Origin of the sequence: Tichowtungia aerotolerans, from assembly GCF_009905215.1 — a bacterium.
GTDB lineage: Bacteria > Verrucomicrobiota > Kiritimatiellia > Kiritimatiellales > Tichowtungiaceae > Tichowtungia > Tichowtungia aerotolerans.
This window is the reverse complement of record NZ_CP047593.1, coordinates 1,919,567-1,940,867: the sequence shown is the minus strand read 5'-3', so window position 1 is coordinate 1,940,867 and position 21,301 is coordinate 1,919,567. Positions and strand designations below refer to the sequence as shown.

Here is a 21,301-nt window from a genome sequence, read left to right as displayed (position 1 = left end):
GCCATGGTTCACCGCAGAAAACACAAAAAACGGTTTGGTTCGGCATCCCAAACGAACTCGCCCCCCGTTTTTTACCAAAATAGCCACATAAACCGCGATAACACCCCGCCTCTTTTACCCCCTTTCTCTCAAAAAAACGCTTATACTGATTCTCCTTGTTGGTAACAACTTAGATTCGTTTTGAATAAGAAAGGTATTATGATGAAAAAATTATTCATTGCATTTATGGCCGGCTGCACGCACGTCGCGACGGCTCAAAACAGTCTGACGCTTGAAAACGGCACGGCTGCCGTCTACGACGTCGCGCAGACAAATTCCTTTAACGGTGTGGCTGTGGGAAACAACAGTTCGGGTAATTCCCTGTCGATCCTGAACGGCGCGGCTATCGAGAATTCGGCGAATGGCTATATCGGCGGTGGTCTTTTTGCATACCGCCGCCTCTTCCTCTCATAAATCGCGAACAATCAAAACAGCTCACCGGTTCTTCTTCTATAAAGCCCCCAAAAAAACTTTCGGGAATTTTCTCCAGCCTTTTGGATAAGGGTTTTTCCGATGTATTTAAAAAAGGAAACCAATGAAATCACACACAAGAACGCAGATAAGGACAAATTGTTTGATGAACAGGAATCGTGCACATCCATTTGGACCGGGCCTTCTGCATGTCAGAAGGCTCGTGCCGACTCTCCTGCTGATGGCTCTCCCCCAGTCCCATGCAGGAGTGTTGTCGATTGTTACTTACAACGAATTTACCGGAGCCGCCACCTACGACATGAATCGCTACACACTGTCCGGATCAGGCCGCTATGAATTCGCCGGTTCATCGCTGGAATCCATGCTCTCCCACCCAAATTTTCTGGGAGTTGAGGACGGCGAACTGCGTATTGCAGATTCCGGCGGTTTCGGAGAACAGTACAATTATACAACTCTGGTTGGAGTGGCCGACATTTCCACCCAGCCCCTCCGTGGCGGGCCGCACAACGGCGAGAACATCGTCGGCAATTCCGGGTTCGTGGATCTGATGGACGATGGATACTATCTTGTGGATGCTGACGACACCACGTCGTTTTACGGCGTTGGCGGAGCGCTCGTAGCGGATTACTCGTGGACTCAGTTCTCCGGCGGCGGAGACCTGGATGGCCTGAACCCCGCGGCGGGGCTGGGGATCGCCGCAGAAGACGGCTTTTGGTATAACCTGTCGCTTGATGGCACCTTAGAGGCTTATTATACCACAACAGGAGCCCGTACTTTCGATTACTGGAACTGGACACACTTCAGCGGAGGTGTTCTGAACGGATACTCGCTCACCGATGCGCTCGATCCCGATGGATTCACCTTCCAAAACGAGGATGGAACCGAACAGACCACCGTCAAGTTTCTAGGCATCGGAGCAGACCAGCTTGTCTTCTCAAAGTTTGTGGAAACCATCCCGGAACCAACAACCTGTTCGCTCATCTTACTCTCCGGGGCGGCCATGCTCGTATACCGTCGTCTGCATACAGCAAGAAGCTGAACCCGGCTCCGCAAGCTGATACAAAACCGACAAGTTCCGTATAAAACGTGAAGCGCTGTCCCGGCACAGGAAAAGCAAAGAAGGTCGGCAGCCGAGCTGTGACCAGCATCCTGTTCATCCAATCAAAAAAAGCCGCCCAGCGGGGGGGGGCTTTTATGCACACTATTAAGGACGTGCTCTATTCCTGTCCGTCCCAGCAGTAGGTGCAGAGTTTTTCTTTGGGCAGCCCGATGGCGTCGACCAGGTCGTCCAGCGTCTGAAACTTCAGGCTGGTCAGATTGAGGCGCTCGCGGATTTTTTCCACCATGGCCTCATATTTTTCAGAGGTTGCATCGGCATATTCATCGAGATGTTTGTACTCGCCTTCCAGCTCTTTGATGGCAATGCGCGTTGCGAGTGCGTCGATGGAGCGCGAGCGGGAAAAGTTGAGGTATTTGCAGCCGAAGACCAGCGGCGGGCAGGCCGCGCGCATATGGATTTCTTCGGCGCCGTATTCGGTGTAGAGCCGGTCGATGGTGTCCTGAAGCTGCGTTCCGCGCACGATGGAGTCTTCACAGAAAAGCAGCCGCTTGCCTTCAATAAACTCACGAACCGGAATGAGCTTCATCTTTGCAACACGATTCCGTTCCGTCTGGTTTTGCGGCATAAAGCTGCGCGGCCAGGTGGGGGTGTATTTTACGAAGGAGCGCCGGTACGGAAGCCCGGACTCCTGAGCGTATCCGAGGGCATGGGCCGTGCCGGAATCGGGAATGCCGCAGGTGCAGTCGGCGGTCACGTCATCGGCCTGAGCCAGCTTCCGCCCGCACTCATTGCGAACATCCTCCGCGTTGTGCCCTTCATAGGAGGAGGCCGGATAACCATAATAGACCCACATGAACGTGCAGAACTTCATGCAGTCGCCGGGGCATTTCAAGCGTTCCACGCACTCCGCGGTGATCCGGACAATCTCGCCGGGGCCGAGCTCGCGCTCAACAGAATACTGCAGGTTGGGCAGCGCACAGGTTTCCAGCGTGACCGCATAGCCGTCTTCGCCTTTTCCGACAATCACCGGCGTCCGGCCCAGCCTGTCGCGTGCGGCATAAATTCCGTCTTTCGTCAGCAGGAGAATCGAGGCGGATCCCTCAATCGCCTCCTGCGCGCCGGCGAGCCCGTCCGCGAAATCACTCCCCTGGTTGATCAGATGCGCGATGAGCTCCGTAGGATTCACCTCGTTGCCGCTCATTTCGGAGAAATGAACTCCGGCAGCACAGGCTTCCTCCTCCAGTTCCGCCGCATTCTGAACGGCGCCAACCGTGGCAATGGCGTAGCGGCCGTGCCGGGAGTTAATGATCAACGGCTGGTCTTCATAGTCGCTGATGACGCCGATAGCCATCTTTCCGTTCATTTTATCAAAGTCGCTGTCAAACTTTGAGCGGAACTGGGCATTGCGAATGTCATGAATGAAATGAGTAAAACTGCCGTCATCACTCAGCGTTGCGATCCCGCCGCGCTGGGTTCCCAAGTGGGAGTGATAATCCGTCCCATAAAACACATCCGAAACACAGTCCCGGTTTAAAACCGCTCCAAAAAAGCCACCCATGTCGTATCTCCCGGTTCGTTATCTGCGCAAAAAGCTGATTTAACAGAAACGGATATTGAACAAAAGGGATTAGCCCGTCTTTTTGGCCAACTAACAAAGACTTTCGGGCGCCGTGCGCAGCGCCCGCAGTTTGCGCCGGAAAAAGAACAGCAGCAGAATGCCGTCGGTCACCAGGCCGATTGAGAGCCCGGCCCAGAGCCCGGCCGATTCCATGCCGCGCGCATAGGCCAGCCAGCATCCGGCGGGCAGGCCGATCAGCCACATGCTGATGCCCGTCAGGACGAGCGGGATTCGGGTTTCGCCCATGCCGCGCAGCGCGCCGATGAGCACATCCTGCAGCGCATCGGGGATCTGATAGATGGCCACGAACAGCAGCAGCGATGCTCCCAGCGCAATGACGTCGGCCTGATTGGTCAGAATGCTCACAATCCCCTCGGGCACCGCGAGGAACAGCACCGCGCTGACCGCCGCCAGCAGAGTTCCGACCAGCGCCCCGGCCACCGCGTACTCTTTCACGCTCCGCAGGCTCCCGGCGCCGTAGGCGCGGCCGACCTTCACGGCGGTCACCCCCGACAGCGACAGCGGGATCATATAGGTCAATGAGGTGACATTGATGAGCACATTGTTGGCCGCCGCCGTCACCACCGACATCCGGCCGGCCAGAATCGCCACCAGCGCAAACAGCAGAGCCGTCATCAGCGGAATCACGCCGGCGGGCAGGCCGACGCTCCAGACCTCGCGGACCGTTCGGCTGCAGATTTTCGGGTGCCAGGAGAGCCGGCTGCGCGAATAGGCATACAGCGCCGCCAGCATCAGCGTGCGGGACAGCACGGTGGCGATGGCCGCGCCGGCGATCCCCAGTCCCCAGCCGAACATCAGCCACGCATTCATTGCGATATTGAAAAAGTTGAAGACAAACAGCAGCAGATTGGGGGCCATCGTTATGGACCGCGCCAGCAGCAGCTCTTTGAGTGCGGAAAAAAGCAGCGCCGGCACAATGGAAAACGCACAGATGTAGAGGTAGGTCTGTATCAGCCGCTCGAAGCCCGCCTCATACCCGATCAGGGGCACCACAAACCGGGTCACCAGCAGCGAAAGAACGGTGAGCGCCCCGCCGATCCAGGCCGCCAGTGCCAGGGATGAAATCGGAACCTGATGCGTCGGCTGCTTTGCGCCGAGCAGCCGCGCCTTGATGGGACTGATCGCAGACATAATGCCGCCCCCGAACACCAGGAACGGAAAGAAGAATGCGGAGGCAACGCCCATCGCGCCAAGGACCTCAATGGAATAGCGCCCGGCCACCAGCACATCACCGACCCCGAACAGGATTTCACTGACCCTGCCCCCCAGCACCGGCAGCATAAAAAACAGCAATTCTCGAATAATGGATAGATATTTTCTCACGCGAACTCCGTGGTTTCTTTTGTGCACAACACACCGGAGCCCCTTCGTGAGAAGCTGGAATACAACCGGAAGAGCAGGAAGGAACCCACAAGAACCTCAGCCGGTTACCAGAGTCTCTGTTGGCGCAAAAACCTACTGAAATCGGTCCGGTTGTCAACTCGAACCGTTCCCGAACAGAACGGGCCGGGACCGAAAGGAAGAGACTGGCAAATCTGAAAGTCGAAAAGGCTTCTGTTCAGGTATTCGAATTGCTGTCCGTTCAGGATCTGCTATCCTTACCTGCTATGAAAAAATATATTCTCATCGCCAGTCTCGCCGGGTTGTTTCTTGCAAACACAAGCCTCTCAGCGGAATCAACAACCCCGCCCAGGTCCATCAGGATTCTGGCAATCGGAAACAGCTTCAGCGTGGACGGCCTGGAGCATGCCTACTCCATCGCGACCAATGCGGGAATTCAGGAGGTAACCCTTGGCAACCTGGTGATCGGAGGCTGCTCGCTCGAGCGGCACTGGAGGAGTGCGAAGGCTGACATCACGGACTACAATTATCGGAAAAACACATCCGGCACATGGATTGACCGCAGAAACAGCACGATGGAATACGGACTGCTGGATGAACCGTGGGACATTATTACCATTCAGCAGGTCAGTCACTGCAGCGGACTGCCGGAAACCTACAACGCCGATCTGGATCATCTGATCACCTATATCAACAGCAGGAAAACCAACCCGGACGCCAAACTCGGCTGGCAGATGATCTGGGCCTATCAGCAGGACAGCAGCCACGGCGGCTTTGCAAAATACGACAAAGATCAGATGACCATGTACAACGCCATCGTCACTGCTGTTACGAAAAAAATTGCGCCGAACAAAGCATTTGATTTCATTATTCCGTCCGGAACTGCCATCCAGAACATGCGCACCAGTTATATCGGAGACACACTGACCCGCGACGGTTTCCATATGTCCCTGAACCTTGGACGGTACATTGTGGGAATGACCTGGGTCAAAACGCTGACCGGAGCCTCGATCGAGGAGGTTTCATGGGTGCCTGATGCGACTGAAGTGCCGAAGACGCTTCTGCCCGTTATCAAAGAAGCGGTTAATAATGCCATCCAAACTCCGTTCGCCATTACCGAGTCGAGTTACACAGAAAAACAGTAATGCACCGGCACGGCACGAGACCGTGAGATTGATCTTGCGCCAATTATTTTAAGAGCACAAAAAACCTGTAAAGCTCATCAAGCCTGTATAATAATCCCGTCTTTATCAGGGACTATGCGAAAGGTTGATATGAAGCTTAAATGGTTGATTTGCGGGATTGCGGTCGTTTTACTGTCGGGATGTGCCGGCATTTACATGTCGGGATGGACTGGGCCCACCGCCACAGTTGTGTACATTCAGGATACCGGCAAAGAGCACTTTTTCTCTGTAATCACCGGGGAAGTCATTCCGGAAACCGATATCGACAGCTTTGCGGGAGAGAGCTTTTCCAGCAGGCATGGAGTCGTTCAATCGACGGCGGTCTACGCCTATGAATCCGAACAGTTCTCTGACCATCCCGCCCTGCTCGGCAGCTGCGGAAAAGCGCCATTATCCAAAACGGTCAAAGCCGGAGTTCCGCTGCGCAATCTTTATCGCACCCGTTACCAAACCAGCGCCCGCCACTCCTATCAATGTCAGTTCACCACCTCTGTGTTCACTCCGGAGACCGGCAAAAAATACGAAGTGGTGGTGGAGCCGATCGATGGCGTGGAGGTCTACGAGCTGAGCGGCACAAAACGTATCAGGCTGGATAACGTGAGCCGGGGACCGGAAGGAACCAGATTTTAAATGAAGAAAAAATTCAACATCTTCATTTGCGGCGCACTGACTGCGCTAAACGTCTTCGGAGCGTCCATCACTCAACTTATAACAACGCCTTCACAGCAGGTATTGCTGGAATGGACCGAGCCGGCACACCCCGACAGCGACGGATTTGAACTGCTGACCAGCACCAACCTTTCCGACAGCATATGGTCCCCGGCGGGCGGTCATGACGAGTGGCCCGGTTCGGCAACCAACTGGTCCGAAGACATCTCCGCGCCTTCGACTTTTTATAAAGTCAATCATGTCAGTCGGGGAACTGTCACTGACGCTCAGATGCTCGGGATCATTGATACCACAAATCTTGTCAATATCTGCGAATACTATGGTGTTCCAACAAACCTGGTCACCTATTGCGTAGCCGCCGTAACCATCAACTATTCCACATTTGATGCGCGCCATATCTCCACCAACGCTTCCGGACTGCTGATTATGCCTGTCGGCATTGACTCCTTTCCTCAACCACCCGCCGAAATTCCTGCGATCTCCCTGCTGCACGGAACCATGTTTGCGAATGAAGAGGTGCCTTCAGTCAGACATGTTTACGGCGAAGGTCTTGCCGGGGCTCTGCTGGCGTCAAGCGGCTATGCCGTATGCATGCCGGACTATCCCGGCTTTGGCGCATCTTCCGGCACACATCCTTATCTTCATGCCCGCTCAGAAGCAACCTCTGCCGTAGACATGATGCGCGCCGCATTATTTGTTCTGGAAAGCTACACGGAACTGCCCCAACCCAACGGACAGTTGTTCATTGCCGGCTATTCGCAAGGCGGACACGCCACTCTGGCGTTGCAAAAAGAGCTGGAGCAGAATCATGCTGATGAATTCCCGCTTACAGCGTCAGCGCCGATGGCCGGCCCGCACGACCTGTCCGGCGTTATGAAACCGCTGATCTTTTCCGGAGAATCCTATAATTATCCGGCATATATTCCCTATGTTATTCTGGGCCTTAATTCGGTTTACAGCTTCGGCACGATCACGGATTTCTTCAACGAACCATATGCCTCCACTCTCCCGCCCCTCTTCGATGGGAACCACTACGGATATGAGATCAACGACCAAATGCCGGCAGTCCCGCGCGAAATCTTCACCGAAACGTTCATCAACGAAGTAAAGAGTGATGAAAACCACCCATTCGCAGCTGCCCTTCGGAAAAACGACACCTACCGTGACTGGGTCCCGACCACCCCGACCTGCTTCTTCCATTGCGCATCAGACACCATCGTCCCGTACAGCAATTCGGTCACGGCTATGAACGCATTCATCGAGGCCGGCGCATCGACCAATCTGGTATCCCTCTTCGACCCCTATCCGGCGGGTGATCACTCCGATGGATTCTTTCCGTGCCTCCAGGCAGCTAAACTCTGGTTCGATTCATTCCTGGCTCCTTAATCCCCCCCTGTTCTTTTTCCAGGATTTGGAAACGGCGACTCCAGCCTTTGGACGCCTGCCTGGCAATGATTGAGCTTTCGGCCAATTACGGGAGGGGGCTTCTGACAATCCAGACAATTGCGGAACGGCGGAACATTCCAAAGAATTCCTGGAGCAGATTCTGCTGTTTCTCAAAACCGGCGGCTATCAGCTCGTCAAATCGCCGGATCAGATTTCCCTGGCGGAGGCGGTTCGGCTGATGGACAGCGCACTGGCCCCGGTCGGATCCGTCAGCGAATACTTTTATGAGCACACCCCCGCTGAAAACAGCCCGAAATTAATAAAGGTTTTCAGCGACATCCGCGGTTTCATCGCACAGAAAATGGAAACCGCCACCGTCGCGGAACTCATATAAATTTTAAGCCAAACGCGACTAACCAGATAGACTTTATATGAAAAGTATCACCTACCTCATTACCGGAACTCCGCCCCGGCTGAATGACTGCCTCGACCTGGCAGCGAAGTCCTCCGCTGCACCGACCGTTTCCCTCTCTCTGAAGTATCTGGAATCCTGTCGTGAAACCGACATCCTGACTCAGCTGGCCGGAGGGGCCATCGCTGGACCTTCGGCAACAATGAAGTGTACATCGAAATCATTTACGCCGGCTTCTCTATGCTGACCGGAAATTTGATGAGTCCGAACGCTGCACTGCGGAAAAACAAAACCCGTTCAACAAATCAGCACCGGCATAAAAAGTTCCAGCCCGTATCTGCACCCAAAAAACTTCCCAGAGCTGGAACAGGGCCGCGCTGCCTTGTTCAATAATCGGCTGAAACAAGGCTACTGTCAGTTGCCGCCGGGTTGGTCAAGACTCCCTTTCCGGATTACTTCAAACCCGCCGGTTTCAGTATCCAGCCGATACACTGAAAAATTGGTATCCAAGTCAAAGGACTCATCGCGCAAAGCGAAATTAAGAGAGGCGGAACCAACCTGGTGATCACTTTGTACCCGGTGAAAAACATGCCGGTACCACGTCAGCATTGCCGGTCCGTCAAAGAGAAGTTTTCCATCCAGACAAACACGATCAGCAGTAATTTCAAACTGATGCAGTCCATGATCAGAATGGTAGATATCTACAACCCGTTTCCCATGCAGTACCAGCAGATTATCCACCTGCGCTGTATGCATATACCATGGTCGAGCGACCGAACCAACCGGACCCGGCGACACCGCACCGCCCTGATGAATGACCCGATCAACAGCATCAATGCGACCCAACCGCTTCATGGAAACCGCATCAAAACTGACACCGGGAGTCCGCCGCAGCACGCAAAGCGACTGTACCGCATAAAACCCCCGAACCTCTTTGATTATGTGATGCTTTTCCGCCATAAACCGCCTCTCATCAAATTCAGAATGTTCGTAGCCGACACCGTTTTCTACAGGGAAAAGACTCTGAATACCATATGTATCCGACTCCCTTTTGTTCCGTTGCCCTGCGGTGCGGTCGAATCAGACCCGATCAACGGCCTCCCGGGATTTCCCAACTATTGGAAAAAGAAAAAATCCGTCATACTATGACTTCCAAGGTCTGAAAAACTCTGTTAGAGTTTTCACCCCTGAACGGAGCGGCCTTGGTTCGAAAAAAGAAACAGGTTTTGTAGACAAACCGAAAGGGATATTCTACCTTCGCCGCAAAACAAGAGCGAAAAGATCGGGTATTGCCGTTTTTGAGACAGAGGCTTGTTATGAATAAAAATTCAACTGCTCAACCGAAACACTTTCCGAACCCGCAGGGATTGTATCACCCGCAAAATGAACATGATGCCTGCGGCGTAGGATTCATCTGCAACCTGCACGGAAAAAAATCACACGATATCATTCACCACGCGCTCGAAATTCTGGTGCGCCTGACTCACCGCGGCGCGGCAGGGTCCGACCCGCTCACCGGCGACGGTGCGGGGATCCTGCTTCAGATCCCTCATGCCTTCTATAAAGAACAATGCGCAGAGATCGGTATCAAACTCCCCGGCGAAAAAGAATACGGCACCGGCCTTGTTTTCCTGCCGCAGGATGAAGCAGAACGCGCTCAGTGTATCCAAACCCTGGAAAAAGCAATTGAGTCCGAAGGACAAACCCTCCTCGGCTGGCGTGAGCTTCCGACCGATAACTCCGGCATCGGCCACATCGCCAGAAAGTCCGAGCCGGCCATGATGCAGATTTTCATCGGCCGCGGGGAAGGAATCACCGACGAACGCACCTTCGACCGCAAGCTTTACCTCATCCGCAAGACGGCGGAAAATGCCATTTTCCACTCCGACATGGTGAACAAGGATGATTTTTACATCCCAACCCTGACCTGCCGGATCATCATCTATAAGGGCCTGCTGCTGCCGGAGCAGATGGAGCATTACTACCCCGACCTTCTCGATCCAAAATTTGAGAGCGCCCTGGCGCTCGTTCATCAGCGCTTCAGCACCAACACCTTCCCGGCATGGAAACTGGCTCAGCCGTTTCACGTGCTCTGCCACAACGGCGAAATCAATACGCTGCGCGGAAACTTCAACTGGATGAACGCCCGCCAGGGTCTGTTCAAATCCACCCTGTTCGGTGACAACATCGAGCGTCTGTTCCCGATTATCCAGCCCGGCCTGTCGGACTCCGCCTCGCTCGACCAGGCGGTTGAGCTGCTCTACCACACCGGGCGCTCGCTGCCGCACGTAATGAGCATGCTGATTCCCGAAGCATGGCAGAACCACAAAACGATGTCTCAGCAGGAAAAGGATTACTACGAGTATCACTCCACCCTGATGGAGCCATGGGACGGCCCGGCCTCGATTCCGTTCACCGACGGCACCTGCCTCGGCGCAATCCTCGACCGTAACGGCCTGCGTCCCTCACGCTATGTCGTCACCAAGGATGGCTATGTGATCATGGGGTCAGAAACCGGCATCGTGGACATCGACCCCGCCAACGTGGAATATAAAGGACGTCTTGAGCCGGGCCGCATGTTCCTGGTAGACATGGAAAAAGGCCGCATCGTTCCCGATGAAGAAATCAAAAGCGAGCTGGCTCAACAGCAGCCTTACGGAGAATGGCTGAAAGAAAATCTCGTCGACCTTGAAACACTCCCAACCGAAAAAACAGCCCCGGCTGACAGAGAAACCATCAATGAACGCCAGCGCATGTTCGGGTTCACCATGGAGGACCAGAACCATATTCTAATGTCGATGGCGAAAACCGGCACAGAACTTTCCGGTGCAATGGGAATCGACACGCCGCTCGCTGTGCTGGCCGAAAAGCCGCAGTTGCTTTACAACTACTTTAAACAGCTCTTTGCGCAGGTCACCAACCCTCCGCTCGACGCCATACGCGAAAAATGCGTCACCTCTGTACGGACTAATATCGGCACCGAACAGGACCTGTTTGAAGAGACCCCGCTGCACTGTCGTCAGCTCAAACTGAAACAACCGATCCTCACCAACGAGATGCTGGCTAAAATCAAGAAGCTCGACCGCGAAGGCCTCAAAGCGGTTACGCTGCCGATGCTCTACAACGTCGCAGACGGCGGTGACGGCCTGAAAGCCGCACTGGCGGAACTGTGCGAAAACGCATCGAAGGCCATCAAAGACGGCTGCACGCTACTGGTTCTTTCCGATCGCGGCGCCGACAAAGAAAAGGCCCCGATTCCGGCGCTGCTGGCAACCGGTGCGGTTCATCATCACCTGATCCGCAAACTCCAGCGCACACAGGCCGGTCTCGTAATCGAATCCGGCGAGCCGCGCGAAGTCCACCACTTCTGCCTGCTGTTCGGCTACGGCGCCGGCGCGATCAACCCCTACATGGCTTACGAAACATTCGACAGCATGATCCAGGAGGGACTGCTCGACGGTGATTCCGCCACCGCGAACAGCAACTTCATCAAGGCCATCAACAAGGGCATGCTCAAAGTAATGTCCAAGATGGGGATCTCCACCCTGCACTCCTATCGCGGCGCCCAGATCTTCGAAGCCGTCGGTATTAACAGCGACGTCATCCACCACTACTTCACCGGGACCGCATCCCGCATCGAAGGGATCGGCCTCGACGACATTGCCAAAGAGGCGGAAGCCCGTCACAAATCCGCATTCCCGGCCCGCAAGGTTGCCGGCAATCTCAAACTCGACATCGGCGGAGCCTATAAGTGGCGCCGCAACGGTGAAGAGCACATCCTCAGCCCGCTGGCCGTCGCCAAACTGCAGGAAGCCACATGGACCGACAGCGTTGACCGCTATTACGAATACGCCGAGCTCATCAATGACAACAGCAAAAACCTTGCCACACTGCGCGGACTGTTCGAGTTTGATAAATCCGCCGAGCCCGTTCCGCTGAGTGAGGTCGAACCGTGGACGGAAATTGTCAAACGTTTCAAAACCGGCGCGATGTCCTACGGGTCTATTTCGCAGGAAACACACGAGACGCTCGCGATCGGAATGAACCGTATCGGCGGAAAATCCAACAGCGGCGAGGGAGGAGAGGATGCCGAACGTTTTACGCCGGATGAAAACGGCGACCTGCGCCGCTCCGCAATCAAGCAGGTGGCGTCCGGACGCTTCGGTGTCACCAGCCACTACCTGACCAACGCCGACGAACTTCAGATTAAAATGGCACAGGGCGCCAAGCCGGGAGAAGGCGGACAGCTGCCCGGCCACAAAGTGAAACCGTGGATCGCCAAAACACGCCACTCCACACCGTATGTGACGCTCATCTCGCCGCCGCCACACCATGATATCTATTCGATCGAAGATCTCTCCCAGCTCATCTATGACTTGAAGAGCGCAAACCCGTCGGCCCGCATCAACGTGAAACTTGTGTCTGAGGTCGGTGTAGGAACGGTTGCTGCCGGCGTATCAAAAGGAAAAGCGGACGTCGTCCTGATTTCCGGATACGACGGAGGAACGGGCGCTTCGCCGCAGGCATCCATCAAACACGCAGGACTTCCGTGGGAGCTCGGCCTCGCCGAAACCCAGCAGACGCTGGTTCTCAACAACCTGCGCAGCCGGATCCGCGTCGAATGCGATGGAAAACTACTCACCGGCCGCGACGTCGCCGTCGCCGCCCTCCTCGGTGCCGAGGAGTACGGATTTTCCACCGCGCCGCTCATCACCATGGGCTGCATTATGCTTCGCCTGTGCCACATGAACACCTGCTCTGTCGGGGTTGCCACTCAGGACCCGGAACTGCGTAAAAAATTCGCGGGCAAACCGGAATACGTCGTCAACTTCTTCCGTTTCATCGCCGAAGATCTGCGCAGTATCATGGCCGAACTCGGCTTCCGCACCATTGATGAAATGGTCGGTCATTCCGAACGCCTGAACGTTCAGAAAGCGGTTGCCCACTGGAAAGCCCAGGGCCTCGACTATTCAAAGATCCTCTACAAACCGGAAGTGGATGCCTCCATCGGAATCCGCTGTACCGAAAAGCAGGATCATGGAATCGACCAGGCGCTCGACCACGAACTGATCAGACAATCTACTCCTGCGCTCGAAAAAGGCGAGAAAGTCGTCATCAATGTGGAACTCAAGAACATCTACCGCACCGTCGGCGCAATGCTCTCGCATGAGATCTCCAAAAAATACGGCGCCGAAGGACTGCCGGAAGACACCATCACGATCAACTGTACCGGCAACAGCGGCCAGAGCTTTGGCGGATTCAGCGCTCACGGAATCACCTTTAATGTGAAAGGCGACGCCAACGACTACTTCGGCAAGGGGCTTTCCGGCGCACGCCTGATCATCCGTCCACCGGAAGCATCCAGCTTCAAAGCGGAAGAAAATATTCTGATCGGCAATGTCGCTTTCTACGGAGCCATCAAAGGAGAAGCATTCATCAACGGGCTGGCCGGGGAGCGTTTTTGCGTCCGCAACTCCGGAGCCATCACCGTGGTCGAAGGAATCGGTGACCACGGCTGTGAGTACATGACCGGCGGCCGCGCGGTCATCCTCGGCCCGACCGGCCGCAACTTCGCGGCGGGAATGTCCGGCGGAATTGCCTACGTTCTCGACGAAGCGGGAGACTTCATCCAAAACCGATGCAACCCGGAAATGGTCAATTTTGACCCGCTGGAAAAAGAGGATCTTGCGTTCCTCCGCGATCGCGTCGAAAAGCATCTCGCCCTGACCGGCAGCCCGAAGGCGGAGCGACTGCTTACCGACTGGAACAACACCCTGAAGAAATTCATCAAGGTCATCCCCGTCGATTACAAAAAAGCACTGGCCATGCTCGCCGATGAACAACGCACGGGAGAGTAGAGGAAAGGCTTTAGGCTATAGACCTTAGACTTTAGGCAGAGGAAATGAGAGATCATCGGAACCTGAAAGCATTTGAACTGGCGGATGCGCTGGCTCTGCAGACCTACCTGGAAACGTCCACTTTTCCAAGAGAGGAAATTTACGGACTAACATCTCAGATGCGGCGTGCCGCAGTTTCCGTTCCATCAAATATCGTAGAAGGATGTGCTCGAAATACGGAAAAAGATTATCTCCGGTTTCTGGATGATGCATACGGATCAGCAAAAGAACTGGGCTACCAGTCATCGCTGGCGAAACGTCTTGGATATTTGTCAGATAACAACCTGGAAGAATCAGCGGCAGAAACCGCACGTGTACTAAACGGTTTAATTAACGCATTAAGGAAAGGGGGCGGAGAACAGCCCTAAGGCCCAAAGCCTAAGGTCTAAAGCCTTCTCCGTCTCCGAAGGAGACGAACCATGGGAAAACCAACTGGATTTAAAGAATTTGAACGCAAGACACCGATGGAACGTCCGGTCTCGGAGCGCATCCACGATTACAAGGAAGTCTATCAGCCGTTCGGTGAAGACAAACTGCAGGATCAGGCAGCCCGCTGCATGAACTGCGGGATCCCGTTCTGCCACATCGGCTGTCCGCTGGGGAACATCATTCCGGAATTCAATGACCTCACCTACAACGGTCACTGGAAGCAGGCGTGGGAAGTTCTTTCCGCGACCAACAACTTCCCGGAATTCACCGGACGCCTCTGCCCGGCTCCATGCGAAGAGGCCTGCGTGCTTGGCATTAATGAACCGGCAGTTACCATCGAGAATATTGAAAAGCATATTATTGAACATGCTTTCAAAGAAGGCTGGGTAAAACCCGAACCGCCCGAGGAACGCACCGGCAAGACTGTCGCCGTGATTGGCTCCGGTCCGTCCGGACTGGCTGCCGCACAGCAGCTCAACCGCGCAGGCCACACGGTGACTGTTTTTGAACGCGCGGACCGCATCGGCGGACTGCTCCGCTACGGCATCCCGGACTTCAAACTCGAAAAATGGGTCATCGACCGCCGCCTGGAGGTGCTCGAAGCCGAAGGCATCACCTTCAAAACAAACGCTTCCGTCGGCACCGACCTGTCCGACGACGAGCTGAAAAGCTTTGACGCCATCGTGTTGGCCATCGGCTCAACCAAGGGCCGCGACATGCCGATTCTCGGCCGTGACCAGGAAGGCATTCACTTCGCGATGGACTTCCTGCCGCTGCAGAATAAAACCTGTGCAGGCGACTTCGAGAAACCGCAGATCTGCGCCGAAGGAAAGAACGTAATTGTTATTGGCGGGGGCGATACAGGCTCCGACTGCGTCGGGACATCGATCCGGCACGGCGCAAAAAGCGTTGTTAACTTCGAGCTGTTCCCGCAGCCTCCGAAAGACCGCCCGGCTCACCAGCCCTGGCCCTACTGGCCGATGAAACTGCGCACCAGCTCTTCCCACCGCGAAGCCGAACACGATCCGCGCAACTACTGCATTCTCACCAAAGAATTTATCGGAAAAGACGGTCACGTCACGGGCGTCAAAACCGTCAACGTTGAATTCAACCGCGAGCGAAAAACCGGCAACGCCACCATGGACGAAGTCCCCGGATCCGAAAAAATATGGGACGCCGACCTCGTTCTGCTGGCCATGGGCTTCACCGGCCCGGAACCGGACAACGCCATCCAAGCACTCGGCATCGAACTCGACGAACGTGGGAACATCAAAACCACCGGAAACTATCAGACCTCTGTTGAAAAGATCTTTGCCGCCGGCGACTGCCGGCGCGGGCAGTCGCTCATCGTCTGGGCGATTTCCGAAGGCCGCGAAACCGCGCGCTGCGTCGATGAATATCTGATGGAAGAATCCTGCCTGCCGACCAAGGGTAACGGCGAACTGCCGAGAAGGTAAAACCAACGGAAGAAAAGAGCTTTTCAAAGAGGAACTCCCGCGCACGGTTGCGAAGACTTAAAGAACGAGCGGAAACCCGAACCCATCCGGTTCCCGTTCACATGGAGAAGGATCCCCCGAGGCGGAGGGATTCGTTCAATGCATCTGTTGAGAAGCTTTATGCCCAGAGCGTTGCTCCCGACAGACCCGGTCAAAAAAATCTCCGCAGGTCTGGAACAACGATTGGGTTTGTGTTTAACTCCCCGGCTTTTGAAAAGGACACGACTATGAGCGACATTCCCAACTGCCCGACATGCGATTCCGAATATGCCTACGAAGACGGTGCACTGCTGGTCTGCCCGGACTGCGGACACGAGTGGAACCCAAATGAAGAATCTGAAGCCCTCTCGGATGAAAACGTGATCAAAGATGCCAACGGAAATGTGCTTCAGGATGGCGATACGGTTTCGGTGATCAAAGACCTGAAAATCAAAGGGTCATCGCAGGTCGTCAAGGTCGGCACCAAGGTCAAAGGCATTCGTCTTGTCGACGGCGATCATGATATCGACTGCAAAATTCCCGGTATCGGCGCAATGGGCCTGAAGTCTGAGTTCGTCAAAAAAGTCTAAAAGCCGCCGGGTTCGTTTTCCAATGTTTGGAAAAAGTAAATCCGTACAGCATGGCACCCCATGCGTACGGATTAAACAGGCAGCAATCGAAGCTTCCGAATTATTTTTTCGTCTTCTTCGGAACGACCATCATGAAGATGTTGCGCCCCTGCAGGCGCGGAGCCTGCTCAACGGTTGCCACTTCGGCAATATCGGCAGTAACTCGCTTCATCAGCTCAAACCCGAGTTCACGGTGAGCGTTTTCACGCCCGCGAAACATGAGTGAAAATTTGACGCGATCGCCGTGTTCCAGAAACTCGAAGGCATGGCGCAGTTTGGTTTCGTAATCATGCTCCCCAACATTGACGTGAAACTTGACCTCTTTGAGCTTAACAACAGACTGTTTCTTCTTCTGCTCTTTTTTCTTTTTGTCCTGCTCATATTTGAATTTGCCGTGGTCCATAATGCGGCAAACGGGCGGCTTCGCACTGGCGGTGATTTCGACCAGATCAAGGCCTGCCTCATGAGCGAGGGTTAACGCTTTGCGTGTCGGGATAATGCCGAGCTGCTCTCCGTTTTCGTCGATGCAGCGGACTTCCGGCACGCGGATCATATTGTTCATACGCGGACCAAACTCACGACGCGGTCGGCCCCTACCTTTATAATTCGGACTTGCGATAATTTCCCCCTGGGTCTCTGGTTTCTATTTATGCCTTACTTTGCACAGCATTTTTTATTTTTTCAATAAAATCAGCACGGCTCATCGTCTCCTGCGCTCCGGTACGGTCACGCACAGCCAGCTCGCCGCTTTCGATTTCTTTGGCCCCGAGCACCAGCATGTATGGAACTTTGTCCATCTGCGCTGTGCGAATCTTGGCGCCGATTTTGCCGTCTTTGGTTTCGACGGTCACACGAATGTCTTCTTTACGCAGCTCGGCCGCCAGTTCACCGGCGGCATCGATCTGATCCGCGCTGAGCGGAAGAACGCGCACCTGTTCCGGAGCGAGCCAGACGGGGAAGGCCCCGCTGTAGTGCTCGACGAGAATACCGAAGAAACGTTCGATACTGCCGAAGAGCGCGCGATGCACCATATAAGGACGGTGCTTTTCGCCATCTTCGCCGACATAGGTCAGGTCGAAGCGCTCAGGCAGGTTGAAGTCGAACTGAATGGTGCTCATCTGCCACTCGCGGCCGATGGCATCCTTGATCTTGAGGTCGATCTTCGGACCGTAGAATGCGCCGCCGCCTTCGTCCGTTTCGTACGGAATGCCTTCGGCTTCAAGCGCTGCTTTGAGCGACTCGGTCGCCTGCGCCCAGCGGGCTTCTTCGCCAACCGCTTTCTCGGGGCGGGTGGAGAGGTAGGCAGTAATCTCTTCAAATCCGAATGTTTTCCAGATGTTGTTCGAGAAGCGGATCACCTCCGCCACTTCACTTTCGATCTGTTCCGGCGTACAGAAAATATGTGCATCGTCCTGGGTGAAACCGCGCACACGCAGCAGGCCGTGGAGAACGCCCGCTTTTTCGTAGCGGTATACCGTGCCGAGCTCGGCCCAGCGCAACGGCAGGTCGCGGTAGGAACGCAGGCCCGCTTTATAGATGTTGATGTGGAACGGGCAGTTCATCGGTTTCACATAGTAGTCCGACTTGTCGATCTCCATCGGCGCGTACATGCCCTCGGCGTAGAAATCGAGATGCCCGGAGGTTTCCCACAGATTGGCTTTTCCGACGTGCGGAGTGTAAAGGATTTCGTAGCCGTTGCGGAAGTGCTCCTGACGCCAGTATTCCTCGATCAGCGAGCGAATGCGCGCACCTTTCGGATGCCAGTGCACCAGGCCGGGGCCGACTTCGTTATGAATGCTGAACAGATCCAGCTCCGTTCCGAGTTTGCGATGGTCGCGTTTTTTGGCTTCTTCGAGCTGTTTCAGGTAGAGCTTCAGCTGCTTCTCGTTGGTAAAGGCCGTGCCGTTGAGGCGCTGCAGCATCGGATTGGTTTCCTTGCCGCGATAGTAGGAGCCGGCCACGTTCAGAACCTTGAAGGCCCGAATCTGTCCGGTGCTCTCGAGATGCGGACCCCGGCAGAGATCAAAGAAATCGCCGCATTTATAAAAGGTAACCACTTCATTTTCCGGAATGTCGGCCAGACGTTCGAGTTTGTACTTCTGCCCGACGAGCATGGCTTCGGCTTCAGCACGGCTCACTTCGATGCGCTCGAACGGAAGATCCTCTTTCACGATTTTTTTCATCTCGTGTTCGATCTTCTCGAAGTCCTCCGGAGTAATGCGCTCAGGCAGGTCAAAATCGTAGTAAAAGCCGTTCTCGACCGAAGGGCCGATATCAAGCTGGACGTTGTCATAAATCCGGCAGACGGCGGCGGCCATCACGTGGGCCGTCGAGTGACGGAGCGTTTCGATTGCAATTTCGTTTTTCATAAGAGCCGCAGACTATACGTTTGCAGGCTTTCCGTGTCAATCAGACCCCGCAGGACTTGCAGTTTTCCAAACTTCGGAAAAAAACGCCGTTTCGGTGGCCAATCCCGGAAAAAATCTCCGCGCCTTTGGATTTGCCGGAATCCCCGGAAGGCCGTATGGTGTCGGGTCATTTTTACGGAGGAAAAGTCATGGCTCTAACAGAAGAACAACTGCTTGCTCATCTCGAAGCGGAAACCGTTCCGGTTGACGAACTGATCGAAGAATTTGATGCACTCGCCGCCGACGGCAAGGATGTACGCGCGTTTGAGTGGGCGGAACTGCTCAAAGACAACCTGATCGACAAAAAACAGCTCGACGGGGCCGTTGCGGTCTACAAGTGGATGGCTCTTAAACAGGAATCATCCCCGGCTATTGCCCAGAAAGAACTTCTGCATATCCTCAGCACAAGCCGTAAAGAGCAGAAGTTTATCGAGCCTGCCTTCGAAAAAGCCTCTTCCATTGAAGAGGCTTTTTTGCGCCTGCGCCACCTGCGCGCCATGAAGCGCGGCATGCTTTGCTACAACAAAACCTGGGGCTTCGGCATCATCGACCGCATCGACGCGTTCTACCAGAAAGTGGAAATTGAATTTGAAAAGAAAGGCGACCACGAACTCGCCTTCTCCTACGCCGCCGAAGCTCTTGAAGTGCTCGACGACGACCACCTGCTGGCCATCCGCCACAATGATCCGGAAAAATTCGCCGAGATGCTCAAAAAGGAGCCGGGCGAAATCATCCGCATCACGCTGCGCAGCTACGGCTCGCTCTCTGTCAATCAGCTCGAAGACCACTTCGTCCCCGACCTGTTCGACGAATCCGGCTGGAAAAAATTCTGGTCCGCCGCACGTAAAGATCTCAAAGACGATCCGCTCATCGAAATCCCGACAAAACGTTCTGTGCCGATTCGCGTCCGCACCAAAGCCAAAGCCTACGACGAAGAATGGTTTGCCAAACTCAGGACCGAGCGCGACGTTCCCGCTCTCTTCAAAAAATTCGAAGAGATCCTGGCGCAGAACATAAAAGAGGTTGAACCTTACATGGCCGACGCCATCGCCGACCGCCTCGCCTTCGCCATCAAAGGCGGCGCGCTCAATCAGCCCGGCTGGATTGCGTGCGCACTGGTCTACGCCGAACAGCTCGGCGTAGAGCCCACCGATATCGACTGTGCCGCCGAGCTGACCAAACTGGCTGAACTCGACGACCTGCCCGCCCTGCTCGAAGAACTTCCGGCCCGCTTCATGCAGGCATTCATCAACCGCCTGTTCGACGGCTCCGGAACCGCCCGCAGCTTCCTGCTACGACGCCTGCCGGAATTCGGAACCACCGCACTCAACGAAACCATCGAAGCACTCATCCGCAACGGTGCCGAAGAAGAACTCAGCGAACAGATTCTCGACACCGTTCGTCGCCGGCAGTGCAGCCCGGCCATGCTCCTGTGGGTCCTGCGCAACGAAGAAAAAGCGGCAGCATGGGGCATGGACGACAAAGCCGACCTCTCTTTCCAGACCATTGAGCTGATTGAGCAGGAGCATGGTGGCGCCGCCCTGCGCGCCCAGAACCAGCTGCGCGAACAGATCGAAAACGTCTCTTCGCTCAAAACCATTCTGGCTGCCATGACCGACTCGCAGAAGCGCGACTTCATGCGCCGCATCAGCGAGTCGCCCGCATGGAGCAAGCTCGACCGCCAGAGCCTGCAGGCCAAAATCATTAAAATTTCTCCCGACCTGCACGAAGTGGTTCTCAAGAAGACCGCCGCACCGAAACAGGAGAAAAATCCGCGCATCACCTCCTCCCGCAGCTATCAGGCCCGCAAGGATCAGTTCGAGGATATCATCCGCAAACAGATCCCGGAAAATTCCAAGGAAATTGAACTGGCCCGCAGCTACGGCGACCTCCGCGAAAACGCCGAGTTCAAATACGCCAAAGAAAAACAGCGGCTGCTCGGTCTGCAGGCCGAAGAGCTGCAGAATGCGCTCGATACCGTTAAGCCGACCGATTTCGCCGGCTTCCCGTACGACGTCGCCGGCATCGCCACCGGCGTGGAACTTGAATACGCTGACGGCAGTCGCGAAACCTACTACATCCTTGGTGAGTGGGACCAGAATGAACAGATGCACATCATCTCCTGTCAGGCCGGAATGGCCAAAGCGCTCAACGGAGCCAAAGCCGGAGAAAAAACACAGGTACCGACCTCCAGCGGCATCAGCGCTGAAGTTACTGTCACCGCGGTCACCCCGCTGCCCGAGCACATCAAAGCATGGGTAAAAGGATAACAGGAACAGGCTTCGCCTTTAAAACCGCAGG

General features: G+C 55.0%; 17 protein-coding genes. 12 read left to right on the top strand and 5 right to left on the bottom strand.

Annotated elements, in window-relative coordinates; translation table 11 throughout:
* The first annotated feature begins 198 nt into the window (after nucleotides 1–198).
* Together GT409_RS07905 and GT409_RS07900 are read left to right on the top strand one after the other, a co-directional pair.
* Nucleotides 199–453: a hypothetical protein gene (locus GT409_RS07905; RefSeq protein WP_160628560.1), complete on the top strand. Its 255-nt coding sequence runs from the start codon at nucleotides 199–201 to the stop codon at nucleotides 451–453.
* A gap of 220 nt (nucleotides 454–673) precedes the next feature.
* Nucleotides 674–1,510: a hypothetical protein gene (locus GT409_RS07900; protein ID WP_160628559.1), complete on the top strand. Its 837-nt coding sequence runs from the start codon at nucleotides 674–676 to the stop codon at nucleotides 1,508–1,510.
* 178 nt (nucleotides 1,511–1,688) lie between these two features.
* On the opposite strand, the gene GT409_RS07895 is transcribed toward GT409_RS07900, so the two are convergent.
* Nucleotides 1,689–3,089, bottom strand: coding sequence for an amidophosphoribosyltransferase (locus GT409_RS07895; protein ID WP_160628558.1), 1,401 nt, complete (start codon nucleotides 3,087–3,089; stop codon nucleotides 1,689–1,691).
* 90 nt (nucleotides 3,090–3,179) lie between these two features.
* A complete protein-coding gene (locus GT409_RS07890) occupies nucleotides 3,180–4,493 on the bottom strand; it encodes an MATE family efflux transporter (RefSeq protein WP_160628557.1) in 1,314 nt (437 codons plus the stop codon).
* Nucleotides 4,494–4,777: 284 nt separating this feature from the next.
* Here GT409_RS07890 and GT409_RS07885 point away from each other — a divergent pair, with 284 nt between their 5' ends.
* From GT409_RS07885 to GT409_RS07865, 5 genes are all read left to right on the top strand, one after another.
* The gene (locus GT409_RS07885) at nucleotides 4,778–5,656 is read left to right on the top strand and encodes a DUF4886 domain-containing protein (protein ID WP_160628556.1); all 879 of its coding nucleotides are present in this window, start codon (nucleotides 4,778–4,780) and stop codon (nucleotides 5,654–5,656) included.
* A 129-nt stretch (nucleotides 5,657–5,785) separates the two neighbouring features.
* Nucleotides 5,786–6,325, top strand: a complete 540-nt coding sequence (locus tag GT409_RS07880) for a hypothetical protein (RefSeq protein WP_160628555.1) — start codon at nucleotides 5,786–5,788, stop codon at nucleotides 6,323–6,325.
* A complete protein-coding gene (locus GT409_RS07875) occupies nucleotides 6,326–7,750 on the top strand; it encodes an alpha/beta hydrolase family protein (RefSeq protein WP_160628554.1) in 1,425 nt (474 codons plus the stop codon).
* 238 nt (nucleotides 7,751–7,988) lie between these two features.
* Nucleotides 7,989–8,144, top strand: coding sequence for a hypothetical protein (locus GT409_RS15900; RefSeq protein ID WP_233231633.1), 156 nt, complete (start codon nucleotides 7,989–7,991; stop codon nucleotides 8,142–8,144).
* A 37-nt stretch (nucleotides 8,145–8,181) separates the two neighbouring features.
* Nucleotides 8,182–8,409 carry a hypothetical protein gene (locus GT409_RS07865; protein ID WP_160628553.1) on the top strand — a complete coding sequence of 76 codons (228 nt, stop codon included), beginning with the start codon at nucleotides 8,182–8,184 and terminating at the stop codon, nucleotides 8,407–8,409.
* A gap of 167 nt (nucleotides 8,410–8,576) precedes the next feature.
* On the opposite strand, the gene GT409_RS07860 is transcribed toward GT409_RS07865, so the two are convergent.
* Nucleotides 8,577–9,122, bottom strand: a complete 546-nt coding sequence (locus GT409_RS07860) for a hypothetical protein (RefSeq protein WP_160628552.1) — start codon at nucleotides 9,120–9,122, stop codon at nucleotides 8,577–8,579.
* A 356-nt stretch (nucleotides 9,123–9,478) separates the two neighbouring features.
* Between GT409_RS07860 and gltB the strand changes: the two genes are divergently transcribed.
* From gltB to GT409_RS07840, 4 genes are all read left to right on the top strand, one after another.
* A complete protein-coding gene (gene gltB / locus GT409_RS07855; RefSeq protein WP_160628551.1) occupies nucleotides 9,479–14,020 on the top strand; it encodes a glutamate synthase large subunit in 4,542 nt (1,513 codons plus the stop codon).
* Nucleotides 14,021–14,064: 44 nt separating this feature from the next.
* Complete coding sequence (locus GT409_RS07850) at nucleotides 14,065–14,427, top strand: four helix bundle protein (RefSeq protein WP_160628550.1); 363 nt, start codon at nucleotides 14,065–14,067, stop codon at nucleotides 14,425–14,427.
* A 51-nt stretch (nucleotides 14,428–14,478) separates the two neighbouring features.
* Nucleotides 14,479–15,945 carry a glutamate synthase subunit beta gene (locus GT409_RS07845; RefSeq protein ID WP_160628549.1) on the top strand — a complete coding sequence of 489 codons (1,467 nt, stop codon included), beginning with the start codon at nucleotides 14,479–14,481 and terminating at the stop codon, nucleotides 15,943–15,945.
* A 266-nt stretch (nucleotides 15,946–16,211) separates the two neighbouring features.
* Nucleotides 16,212–16,553: a zinc ribbon domain-containing protein YjdM gene (locus GT409_RS07840; protein ID WP_160628548.1), complete on the top strand. Its 342-nt coding sequence runs from the start codon at nucleotides 16,212–16,214 to the stop codon at nucleotides 16,551–16,553.
* Between the two features lie 100 nt (nucleotides 16,554–16,653).
* On the opposite strand, the gene infC is transcribed toward GT409_RS07840, so the two are convergent.
* Nucleotides 16,654–17,154, bottom strand: a complete 501-nt coding sequence (gene infC, locus GT409_RS07835) for a translation initiation factor IF-3 (protein ID WP_160628547.1) — start codon at nucleotides 17,152–17,154, stop codon at nucleotides 16,654–16,656.
* An 85-nt stretch (nucleotides 17,155–17,239) separates the two neighbouring features.
* Nucleotides 17,240–18,961: a threonine--tRNA ligase gene (thrS, locus tag GT409_RS07830; RefSeq protein ID WP_160628546.1), complete on the bottom strand. Its 1,722-nt coding sequence runs from the start codon at nucleotides 18,959–18,961 to the stop codon at nucleotides 17,240–17,242.
* A 188-nt stretch (nucleotides 18,962–19,149) separates the two neighbouring features.
* Between thrS and GT409_RS07825 the strand changes: the two genes are divergently transcribed.
* Nucleotides 19,150–21,270, top strand: a complete 2,121-nt coding sequence (locus tag GT409_RS07825) for a GreA/GreB family elongation factor (protein ID WP_160628545.1) — start codon at nucleotides 19,150–19,152, stop codon at nucleotides 21,268–21,270.
* Nucleotides 21,271–21,301 lie beyond the last annotated feature (31 nt).